General features: G+C 62.1%; 1 protein-coding gene and 1 pseudogene. Both read right to left on the bottom strand.

Annotated elements, in window-relative coordinates:
* Window positions 1-46: 46 nt before the first annotated feature.
* Window positions 47-995, bottom strand: a protein-coding gene (locus B8460_RS19865) for an IS630 family transposase (RefSeq protein ID WP_241771255.1) whose coding sequence is annotated in 2 segments (ribosomal slippage) — window positions 47-653 and window positions 652-995 — 951 coding nt in all. Because the reading frame shifts where the segments join, the coding sequence is not laid out codon by codon here.
* A 57-nt stretch (window positions 996-1,052) separates the two neighbouring features.
* Window positions 1,053-1,448: pseudogene (locus B8460_RS23825) on the bottom strand (DUF3800 domain-containing protein); the annotation flags it as partial.
* Between the last annotated feature and the right edge of the window lie 183 nt (window positions 1,449-1,631).

Raw genomic sequence — 1,631 nt, 5'->3', positions numbered from 1 at the left:
GCCCGCTCAAGAAATTTATGGGTCCGAGCCCTAGAGCAGAATCTGTTCATTCCGGCTTGTAGCCAGCGGCGGTGAAGTAGTTTGCGCACTCGGCTGGCGAGAACAGCGGGAGCGCGTGACCGATCGCGTTCCACAGACCGTCGAGGGTTCGTGCGGCAGCCCTGCGAAGCAGCGCCTTCAGTTTGGCGAAGGCATTCTCGATCGGGTTGAAGTCGGGAGAATACGGAGGCAGGAACCGCAGCCTCGCGCCGGCTGCTTCGATAGCGTCTCGCACGCCGGTGCGCTTGTGCGCGGGCAGATTGTCCATGACGACGACGTCGCCCGGCCGCAGCGTGGGCGCCAGAACCTGCTCGACATAGGCGAGGAATGCGGCGCCGTTCATCGGGCCGTCCAGCGCCATCGGCGCGGTCATGCCGGACAGGCGCAGCGCGCCGGTGAAGGTTGTGGTTTTCCAATGGCCATGCGGGACCGCGGCCCGGCAACGCTCGCCGCGAGGTGCACGGCCGCGCATGCGGGCCATCTTCGTGCTCGCTCCGGTCTCATCGATAAAGACCAGATGCTCGGGATCAAGATCCGGCTGCGCTTCGAACCATGCTTGACGCCGCTTGGCGACGTCGGGCCGGTTCTGCTCGGCGGCGTGTGCCGTTTTTTTTGAAGCTGATGCGGTGCCGGGCGAAGAACCGCCAGATCGTGCTGGGGGCAAAGCGGGCGCCGTGCTCCCGCGCGAGCAGCTCGCTGAGTTCGTCGAGCGTAATGTCCTTCTTCGCGTCCACGGCCGCGAGGATCACGGCATGGAATGCCTCGATCCGTTGAGATCGGAGGTCGCCACCTTTCGGCTTCGCCGAGGTCTCGCCGGTCTCCCGCCAAACCCGAACCCAGCGGATCGCGGTCGCCACCCCGATCCCGAACCGCGCCGCACTGGCCCGGCAGGACAGGCCCTCTTCAACCGCTCGAATCACCCGAACCCGCAAATCCTCCGACAGTGTTCTTGCCATCGCTGCTGGCCCCCTGCCCAGCAACGATGATGAATCACATCCCGCCGCGTCGCGGGAATCCCTTTGAGTCGGTTCGCTCGGAAGACGCTCTAGCTGTGGCTTTCTAGGGCGGTTTGCAATGTAATCAGTCTTGTAAGAGTTTTGATCGAGTCGAAAAGTAACCCCTTCCATAATCCGGTCGCGCTTGATGAGCGCCATCCAATCTTGCAAGAATCGGATTTGCTTCATCTGATCCCAGCCTGCGAACGCGCGCTGCCGCTTCTTGAAATCAAGCATATGCAACGTCCTGAAGCCATACTTGCGACGAAGCTTCGCAAGATCGGCCTCAAACCGCACCCATTGGCTGGCGGTCCCCATCATCCCGGCCATAACAATGGTATCTGAGGCTGGGTTGTTCCGGCTCCCGTCGCCCCCGTGCGTTCCGCTCTCGTCAAAATAGGCGGTCAGGATCATCAACAACGCTCCGGTTTCGACCGGCGAGCGAGCGCCACGTAAAGATAATGGACAAAACTAAAGAACGGCGACTCGCGCTGGGTTACCGAATCTATCCGCAGCGCCTGGGGCCGGAAACTGTAGCTCCGCTTACAGAAGCGTTCTCCGGCTCCCTCCGGGTGGATGCTATCGGTCGGTCGACAT

It is taken from the genome of Acidisphaera rubrifaciens HS-AP3, assembly GCF_000964365.1.
Taxonomy (GTDB): Bacteria; Pseudomonadota; Alphaproteobacteria; order Acetobacterales; family Acetobacteraceae; genus Acidisphaera; species Acidisphaera rubrifaciens.
This window is presented reverse-complemented; position numbering and strand designations above follow the sequence as displayed.